Below are 9,725 nucleotides of genomic sequence, written 5' to 3'. Positions count from 1 at the left end.
GACGGGTCCGTGGGCGATGCCACGCCCAACGCCGACTCCCTGTAACCGCATGAGGGCTCCTTCCGGATTGAGTTCGACCCTATCGCGGGGAGAGCGTCAGGCGCTCAGCGCCGGCGGCTCCGCAGCGAACGGAACGAACGGAGCGAACTCGCCGCGCGGAACCGCTGTCGCCGAGTCCGACCGGTGGCGAGCGAGCGCCGTAGATCGTCGACGGCGGCCCAGACCCGGTCAGCGTCTTCGTGGCTGGGCCGTTCGAGGGAGAACGTGGCTCGGTCGGCGACGGATGCCAGCGCGAAGGCTCGTTTGCCGCCAACGGCGGTGGCGACTTCCCTGCGGGTCGCGGATGGCGGCGGCTGGACCCCGTAGTCGATTGCGGAATCAGCGAACTCGTCCCAGCCACCACGGATGCGGTCGGCCGGGTGCGTTCGTCGGCGCCTCAGCACCCTGCGCCTGGCCTTGGCGGCGATCACCACGAGAAACGGTGCGGCGGCCAGGGCGAGCGCCAGCAGGACGCTGCCCGCGACCCTGGCGACCGCGAGGACGGCGGCGAGGAACGGGTTGGCGGGGGCGTCGTCGTTCTGCTCGCTGTCGGCAGGTGGCACCTGTTCGATCTCCTCGTCGTCCTCCTCGAGGGGCGGCTGAACGATTGCGGGCGGACGGGAAACCTTCTGCGGGTCTTCCGGCTGCTCCTCCGGGACCTCGCGGACGGGAGGCACAGGGTCGACGGTCAGCCAGCGTCCGGCGGAGTCCTGCACCTCGATCCAGGCGCTGAGATCTCCGCCGCGGAGGGGGACGCTTCCACCGGGATCCGCCTCTGGAGACAGGAATCCCATGACGACGCGGGCGGGGAAGCCCAGTTCGCGCGCCATCAGCGCGGCGGCGACGGCGTACTGCTCCGCATCGCCGACCATCGGCTGGTCGGTGAGGAGTTCCTCGATCCGGTCGATGCCATGACCCGACCTGCTGACCGGTTCGTCTGCGCCGACTCCGTGGCTGATGTAACCGTCGGTCTTCAGGCCGTCGATCATCGCGACGAGTTGCGCGCCCGGTGCGCTGATCCCTTCGGTGTAGCTGTCGAGACGGTCGGTGAGGGCCGCTGGAACGTCGGCGAACGGCGGCAGCTCAGCCGTCCCTGGCCGGATAGCTGCGAGGTCCAGTGGTGAGGGCGTCGGCGTGACGACCGAGGTCAGGCGGTAGCTGTCACCTCGGGTCAGGCCGGTGAGCACAGCGCTCGAACCGGTGACGTCGTTGTAGAAGAACGAATCGGCGAGAGCGTCGCTGTTCCTTCCCGTGAAGCGGATCTCGGCGAGGTGGCCGGCGCCAGGGAGCCAGATGCCCGAGAGGGCGTCGACCTCGACCGTCATCGATACGCGTTCGCCCCTCGCCGTCTGCTCCAGCCGATGCGGGACCCGGACGAACGTGCCTGACGAGCTGGGGCTCTCCGGTCCGCCGACGCGGTACACGACCCCGTCGTAGGTGTCGAGCGTGGCCAGGCGGACGCGCCGGTCCTGTGGGATTCCGGTGACGGAGAGCAGAGGCTGATTGACGAGATCCGGAAGCAGGTAGCGCCTGAACGCTGACAGGGGGCTCGGGTAGTCCCGGGGATCGAAAGCCTGCTCGATGTGACTGCGGAGAACGTTGCGCGGGGTTTCTGCGGGTAACGCGGTTGCCAGCACAGCACCGCCGCTGATCGCGACCGCGAGGATGAGCGAGGCGCTCATCGCCCCGACGATCCCTGCACGGCGACGTTCCCCTCTGGACGGCGAGACGCTGGCCACCACAGCCGTCTGCTTGCTCAGGTGTGCCTTGTGCCGCATCCCTCGCAACCAGATCAGCCAGCCGAGGAGAACCAGATTGAGGCTCAGTCCGATGGCGAGGGGAAACCATGGCTCCTCCGGCCCGAAGGCGATTCCGAGCACGAGGAGAAGGACCGGCCACAGCCCGGCGAACTCCGCCCGTTTCGCACGGAGCGCGACGGATATCGTGAGCACCGTCGTGCTGAGGATGCCGAACAGGGCGGGAATCAGAAGGCCCTGGTATGTGCCGACAGGCACGAGAATCGTGACGAGTTCCCTCCACGCCCGCGCGGTACCAGCGATGAGGTCGATCAGGGCGTCAGGGCTCGGGAGGAACCCGCCAACCGCACGGTCCGGCATGGCCAGCGGCACGCCAATGGCAAGGTAAACCAGCAGGGTGATACCCAGCACCACGATCCCTTGCAGTCGGAACAGCGATCCGGCAAGGGCGATCAGGGCGCCGAACACGATCGCACCGATGGACACGACGAGAAACTGTGGCGACTGGTACACAGGCCACCACACGCTTGAGGCGATCGAGACCGACACCACCGCGAAGAGAACGGTGACGGGGATCCCGCGTCCCAACCGCGTCATGCGCTCGCCCTGGCCATCGACTGTTGCAGGTCTTCCAGGTAGCCGATGCGCAGCACCGTCAGTTCGCCCGCGCGTTTGAAGCTCGGCACGGCTTCGGGATCAGAGACCACGGCGATCACTTCGACACCGACCGGGAAGTGGCTTGCCGCGTGGCGGAGCGAAGAAACCGACACGGCGGCACCGCAGACGAGGAAGGCGAGGGAGATCCCGGCGATCGAGTCTGCGGCGACACGCGCCAGGTCGACTAGCGGTAGCGCAGTCTCGGAGCGGTCGATACGGCTCAGGTCGTCCAGCAGCCGCGAGCCGCTCACCGCGGCGATGTTCTTCACCGCGAGGAGCCGCCTGCTGGCGAACTCAGGGGTCGATTCGCTCGCGACGACCGAGATCGTCCGGCCGTCACGAATGGCACGGACACCGAGTGACCCGACGACGCTGACGGCCATCTCGAAGTCCTCATCACCTGCGTAGTCCTCCTCAGCGAGGCTGATCGCGAGCATGAGGTGGCTGCGCCTGGTCTCCTCGAACTGCCGCACCATGTACTGGCCGGTCTTCGCCGTGCTTTTCCAGTGGATGCTGCGAGGCGCATCTCCTGGCATGTATTCGCGCAGCGCGTGGAACGACACGTCGCTGTCGGTGAGGTCTCTCGTCGCGTTTCCTTCGAGGTCGTGCACAAACCCGCTGCTCATGCTGGCTACCGAAATCGTGCGCGGATGCACGAACAGGTCCACCTGTTCATCCCACCCCCGTTCGCGGCGGACCAGTCCGATCGGGTCGGCGCGCACCGCGCGGACCGGGCCGACCGGGATGACGCCGCGGTGCAGCGCGGGGACGGTGAACAGGTCCTCGTACCTGCCCGATGGCGCGAGCGCCGGCAGCTGGAAGTCGGCGAGTCCCTCGCCCACGGGCACTTCGATCCGTGTTCCGGGCAGCAAACGCCTGGTCGGGTTGGTCACGGTGAGTTGCCCGACCGCGCTTTCTCCTGCGACGACCCGGTTCACCGGAATCGAGAGCGTCGCATCATGCGACGTCCTGCCGATCAGGAACAGGACGGCCGCGACGATGACCAGCAGTCCGGCCCAGCCGACAGCGACGAGCTCGAGCCAGCCGAGACCGTACCCGGCGAGGAACGCGACGACAACGGAGACGGCGATGCCCCATCCGAGCGGTGTGACGACCGCGGCGAGCGCCTCCCACCAGCTCCGCGCGACCCGTCGTATCCGCCGCCAGGACCTGACGACCGCGACGACCGTGTCGGCGAGCCTGCCCTGCCGCGCGCCGACGAGTCGGGTCCGCGCGTTGATCAGCTGAGTTTCCCCGAGCACGCCCGGCGCATCGGCACGGGAAAGGCGGGTTCCGTTCTTCCTCGCCGTTTCTGCCGCGATGTTCCGGTTGACCATTGGTGCCTAGGCCACCTGGCTGTCGCTGGGCGGCGGGGTGTCGATCAGGACCTGGGCGATGACGTTCGACGGGTTGACGCCGTCGAATTCAGCCTCAGGGTCCAGGATCAGCCGGTGGGCGAGGACGGTGTCGGCGAGGGCTTTGACGTCGTCGGGGATCACGAACGAACGGCCCGATACCGCGGCAAGGGTCTTCGAGGTACGGATGAGCGCGAGGGCGCCGCGCACGCTGGCCCCGAGACGGATCTCACTCGCGGTTCGCGTCCCCTCGATGATCCGCGCGACGTAATCGTTGATCGACGCGTCCACATACACCGTCGTCGCCATCCGGGTCATCTCGGTGATGGTCGCAGCGGATGCCACCGGGCTCAGCAGCGTGTTGTCGGCCACATCGGATCCTTCGAGGATGCGAAGGGTCGACTGGTGATCGGGGTAGCCGATCGAGGTCTTCATGATGAAGCGGTCCAGTTGCGCTTCGGGAAGCCGGTAGGTCCCCGCCTGCTCGATCGGGTTCTGTGTTGCGATGACCATGAACGGCGACCCGACAGGGTGGGTGACGCCGTCGACCGTCACATGCTGCTCCTCCATCACCTCGAGCAGGGCGGACTGGGTCTTCGGGCTCGCCCGGTTGATCTCGTCGGCCAGCACGATGTTCGAGAAGATCGGTCCACGGTGGAACGCGAACTCCCCGCTGCGCTGGTCGTAGATGCTCACACCGGTGATGTCGCCTGGGAGCAGGTCCGGGGTGAACTGGACACGGTTCGACGTTCCGGCGATGCTCTCGGCGATGGCGCGGGCGAGAGAGGTCTTGCCCGTTCCCGGGACGTCTTCGAGCAGCAGGTGGCCGCGGCTGAGCAGCGCGGTGAACGACAACCGGATGACGTGGTTCTTGCCGAGGAGGACCTGCTCGACGTTCTCGACGAGCTGGTCGCAGATCCCGGCGAACCAGCTCGCCTGTTCGGGGGTCATCGTCATCTGTGTGGCCTCTTCCGAGTCGGTTCTGTTGCGAGCGGGTGCAGGAACCATCATGGCTTGAAATCGGTGTACGAATGGCCATTGACGGTTACGGTCAATGTCGCCCGGCCTTCACCCCGTGGCTGCGGAAGCAGGCAGGTATTGTTCGTCGACTGCCCGGTCTCGTCTGGAGATCCTTCCCACGCGCAGGTGTAACCTGCGGGCAGTCCACCGTTGGGCGGGTCGGCAGCCCAACTGAAGCTGGTTGTCGTGTCGTCGTAGACAAGACCCGATGGCACGAGGGTGATCGTCGGTTCCGGCGCGGTGACGAGGAGGGAATCCCCGCACAGGTCGTAGCCGTTTCGGCAGTCCCGAATCTCAAAGCTGACCGGGGTGCCGAAGGAGCGGCCGATGAGGGCGCTCGGCAGGCCCGCGGAGAACGTGGACCAGCCGGTGGTCGCGTTGCCGCGCTGGTCGACGCCGCGGATCTCATAGTGACCACCGGACACCGGAGAGATGCTGCTGACGGAGTAGTCCCAGACGGTCCCGTCGTTGACGGGAACCATCGCGCCGGTTACGCCCTGTATGTCAGCGGGACGCGAGCGGACCGAGGCTTCGGCGACGGCCGTGGACACGCATCCGGCGCGGTTGTAACCCCACACGACGAAGTAATAGGTCGCATCCGGTTCGTCGAGTCCAGCGAACCGGGCACTTCCTGCGGAGCTGAACGGCCCTTGCAGATCGGCAACGTTCCCGCCGGCCTGCGGCGGCACCACTGTGCCGGGGGCAGGATTCGTGACGGAGCAGCTCTGAGCCCCTGTCGGCACTGCGTTCGAGGTCAGCCGCTGGACGTAATAGCCCAGAACGGGGTCGCCGTTACTCCCGAACGGGTCCCAGGTGACATCGACCGTCGCTGCCGCCGGGTTGCTCTTCGCCGTGATGGCAGCGGCGTGCGGCGGACCGAACGGCGTGCCAACACCGGTCGACGAGTTCCATGTGGACAGGGCAGGGTACGCGTCATTCCGAGCGGAAACCGAAATCGGCACCTGGGAGCCGTTCGTGAGATTCATGACGTCGACCGAACACACCGATGACGAACAGCGGCTGGCACTGACGTTGAGCGGGGAAGCACCGCCGACGCCGAGCACGTACGTTTTGACCGAGCTCCCGCGTTCCGGAACCACCGGAGTCCAGCTGATCCGTAGTCCCCCATTGAGAGGCGCAGCGCTGAGGTTCGCGGGTGCAGCAGGCACGACGTCCGACCAGACCGGCTCAGGGGTCCGCTGAGCGGCCGAAGCACCGATGCCATTCACGGCTGAGACCTCTGCACGGACCGCGTTGTCCTGCCCGTTGCCTGGCGTCGGGATGTCACAGGTCGTCCCTGGGCATGCCGTGACGCCGAGCGACTCGCCAGATCCGGCGCGAAACAGCGCAACGCTGAAGCCGGTGATCGCCGAGTTGTTCGCAGCACCCGGCTCCCATGCCAAGGTGACCGATCGGTCGCCGAAGCCGGTCATGCGCACGTTCGATACCGGGTCCGGGCGGTCCTGCACAGAGATCTGTACGGAGCCCCAGGCGTATCTCGACGGGTCGTTGGTGGCATCCGCCACCTGATACTGCAGCATCGTGTCCGCTGCGGCGGCCCCCGTTGTGACGGCGACGCTCAACTGGCGGTTGTCTGCGCTCGGAGAAACCGAGACCCCTGGCGGCAGCGCACCGCCAAGCCCTCGGACGCCGACGACGCGGAGCGGTGTCGACGGGAACGGGTTCGTCGCTGCGTCATTCTGCAGCACGTCGACGACCTCGCTCGTGCCCCGCTTCACGATCACGGAGTCCGTCGCCGGAACGGCGACCGGTCGGGTGGACGGGGTGACGTTCAGCACGATTCGACCGCCAACACCGGGGTTCACCGCATCGCGTACGCCGATCAGGATCCCCCGCTCTGACCCGATCGGAAGGTCTTCCGCAGCCGTGAGCGTCAGCGTCTGTCCGGAGATGGCGGCGGTGAAACCGGCCGGGCGCGGGTCGAGGATCGAGTACGCGAGCTCGTCTGTGTCGTCGGCGTACGGATACGTCGTGAGCCTCGGCAGCTCGATGACCTTCTGCTGCCCGGGTTCGAAGTCGACGAGCCCACCCGCGAAGACCGGCGGCTGGTTGTCCCTCGGGGTCACCGTGATCGGCAGGACAATCGTGGCGACGCGCCCGTTGGGGTCGCCGGGGCTTGCCCCGTCTGTCACCTCGAAGGAGATCGATGCCGGTCCGAAATACCGCTCAGCGCTGGTGTAGGTGATCGTGTCGCCGTCGGTGACCAGCTCATCGCCGTTCGCATGCGAGGCTCGCACCTTTGCGGCATCCGTCAACTGCACAGCCTTACGCCCGGCGGCGAGAACGTAATCGTTGATGTCGATGGTGACCGAGTTACCGCTTTCGACGGTGACCGGTTGAGTCCCGGCAGCCAGCTGTGGCAGCGCATCGTCGAGGCCGGGCACCCAGACGAACGCGGTTGCGCTGATCTCCTCGTCGTCGGGGCGGCTGACGCTGAACGGGATGATCTGCGATTTGTTTCCCACCTGCACGCGAATCCGCTTGTTGTCGAGCACCTCGGCGCCGCTGCCGGGAAGAGGTAGCGAGACTCGCAGGCTGGACACAGCACCCTCGGCGAAGAACACCTGCGAGAGCACGTTGACGTCGACGCTCGACTTGTCGAGGATGTCATCGAGGGTGAGAACGATGTCGCTGGTGACGGGCCGGGCGAGTGGGGCGTCGTTCCTCGTCACGACGGTGAGGAAGTTCGTCGACGTGTTGCCCCAGCTGTTCTCGATCTCGTAGACGAAACCGAACCGCCCCTCGCCCGTGGGCACTGTCACGCGCACGAGGTCGCCGTCGATCGTCGCCGTAGCGCCGTCGCCCGTGGGTTCCACAGAGATCACGCTGAGCGCTCCACCGTCCGGGTCGGAGTCGTTGACCAGGACGGGGACAGCGACGGTGCGGTCGGGTCTGGTGATCACGTCGTCGGCCACGGCGACCGGAACCCGCGACCCGTCGAGTTTCCCGCTGACGCCGATGCGAACGACACCGGTGGCCTGGCTTCCCAACGCGTCGATGACCGTGTACGTGAAGCTGTCAGTGCCGGTGGAGTACGCGCCCGCCTCGTAATCGAACCAGTCCTTGCCGGTGCCGACGACGGATCCCTTCTCCGAGTTCGAGGCCTGGCCGACGAGCTGGACCGAGTCACCGTCCGGGTCTATGCCGGATAACGGAATAGAGATCCGCACCCGTTCTCCGCTCAGCACACGGGCGATCACGGTCTGAGGAACGGGGGCAGCGTTCGATGAGGCATCCACCTCACGCACGTTGAGCGTCACTTGCGCGTCCGCCCACTGCCCGTCAGGTGCGACCGTCCGATAGGACGCGGTGAAGTTGCCTGGCTTGTCCGGCGCGAGGTAACGCAACATTCTGCCCGAGGTGAAGAGCAGCCCGGCATCGGAGGGGAGGCTGGTGGCCAGCGTGGGGCTCAGGCTCAATGTCTCCCCATCCGGATGCGTGTCGTTGTCCAGGACCGGGATGTCGATGGCGTCCCCGACGCGCACCGATACCGAGTCGGGGTAGGCGACCGGCGGCTGGCGCACGGCTGGGGTGGGGATCTGGATCACCGTCACTGTCCCCTGCGCCTCACTTGTGCCGTTCGAGACGCGGTAGTTGAACGACACCGGGGCGTCGAGAGGCGTCGTCAGCGTGACTCGCAGGATCCGCTGCTCCAGGATTTCGACGCGCAGGCCGGACTCGGCGGGAATGTCGAACACACCGGTGACGACCAGCACTCCCCCCGCTGGGTCGAAGTCACCGGCGAGCACGTCGACGCGTTCCGTGCTCTGTTCCCGGATGTATGCGGTGTGCGGGATGGTGACCGGCGGCGCGCCGGCCTCCGGTGGTGCGAGCACATCGATCCGGACGAGGCCGGTCTGCGTGCGGTTGCCGTCCGTCACCGCGTATTCGATGGTGTGGGTGCGCGCCTGGGAGCTCGCGAACCGGAAGACACCGCCGTTGTAGTCGGGGGTGATCGTCGCACCCTCTTTCGCCGGCACGTTGACCAGGCGAAGCGGTCCTGACCCGCCACGCACGTGCGGCAACGGGGAAACAGTCACTTCCTGGCCGGCGTAGGCGAGCACAGCGAAGGACTCGACGATGATGGGCACTTCGCCGGCAGGGTAGACCGTCACGGAGAAGGTCCCCGCTCCGTCTGCACTGCCGTCTGAGACGACGAGACCGATCGCCTTGAGCGTTCCACCGACGCCGGAGTCTGTATAGATGAGCGTGCCGTCCGGGGTGAATTGCACCTGGTCGGGGGCGGTGATGTTCGCCTGGGTCAGGTAGAACGGGTCGCCGTCCGGGTCCACCCAGTCTCCGAGCGTCTGTGCGGTGAGCCGTCCGCCTTCGGCGACCGAGGCCTTGGACTTGCGCACCTGTTCCGGCGGCCCGTTCTCCTCGGGCGCTTTCACCGTCAGCGTGACCTCCGCCGAGGATGAGCCACCCCGGCCATCGGTGATCGTGTACTCGAATCGCGTCGTTCCGACGGCATCCGGGGGGAGGGTCACCTGCAGCTGCTGGGCGTTGTTCACCAGTTCCAGCTTGCCGAAGGAGGCATCGAGGTCGGTGTACCTCGCGATCATCAACACGTCACCGTTCGGGTCGATGTCATTCAGCAGAACCGGGAGGGGCGAGGTCCGGCCGGCGCGCGCACCGAATGCGTCAGGCACCGCGGTCGGTGGGAGCTGGGTCTGTTCGTACTCCGGCGGAGTGTCTTCCTGGTTGTCGTCGATCCTCTGCTCGTTCTCATCCACGTCGATGAGTTCATCCCAGTTGTCGATGAGCTGGTTCTGGGACTGCACGGCCCACGAGGCTCCGGACACAGCGTCGTTGAGCACGACGTGGTCGCCGTTGGCGCGGAATTGCAGAGCTGTGCCGCTCGGTGCTTCGATCC

General features: G+C 66.8%; 4 protein-coding genes. All 4 read right to left on the bottom strand.

Annotation, left to right across the window (positions count from 1 at the left end; genetic code table 11):
* Positions 1-104: 104 nt before the first annotated feature.
* A complete protein-coding gene (locus tag JWP90_RS05085; RefSeq protein ID WP_297360557.1) occupies positions 105-2,393 on the bottom strand; it encodes a transglutaminase domain-containing protein in 2,289 nt (762 codons plus the stop codon).
* On the bottom strand, positions 2,390-3,790 hold the full coding sequence (locus tag JWP90_RS05080; protein WP_297360555.1) for a DUF58 domain-containing protein: 1,401 nt from the start codon (positions 3,788-3,790) through the stop codon (positions 2,390-2,392). Before JWP90_RS05080 ends, JWP90_RS05085 begins: the two co-directional genes overlap by 4 nt.
* Before the next feature lie 6 nt (positions 3,791-3,796).
* Complete coding sequence (locus tag JWP90_RS05075) at positions 3,797-4,765, bottom strand: MoxR family ATPase (RefSeq protein WP_297360552.1); 969 nt, start codon at positions 4,763-4,765, stop codon at positions 3,797-3,799.
* Positions 4,766-4,815: 50 nt separating this feature from the next.
* Positions 4,816-9,725, bottom strand: a 4,910-nt coding sequence (locus tag JWP90_RS05070) for an Ig-like domain-containing protein (protein ID WP_297360550.1), incomplete at its 5' end; no start/stop codon positions are given.

It is taken from the genome of Mycetocola sp., assembly GCF_025464835.1.
Taxonomy (GTDB): Bacteria; Actinomycetota; Actinomycetes; order Actinomycetales; family Microbacteriaceae; genus Mycetocola_A.
The sequence above is the reverse complement of the archived record's forward strand: the minus strand, read 5'-3'. Positions and strand labels throughout refer to the sequence as shown.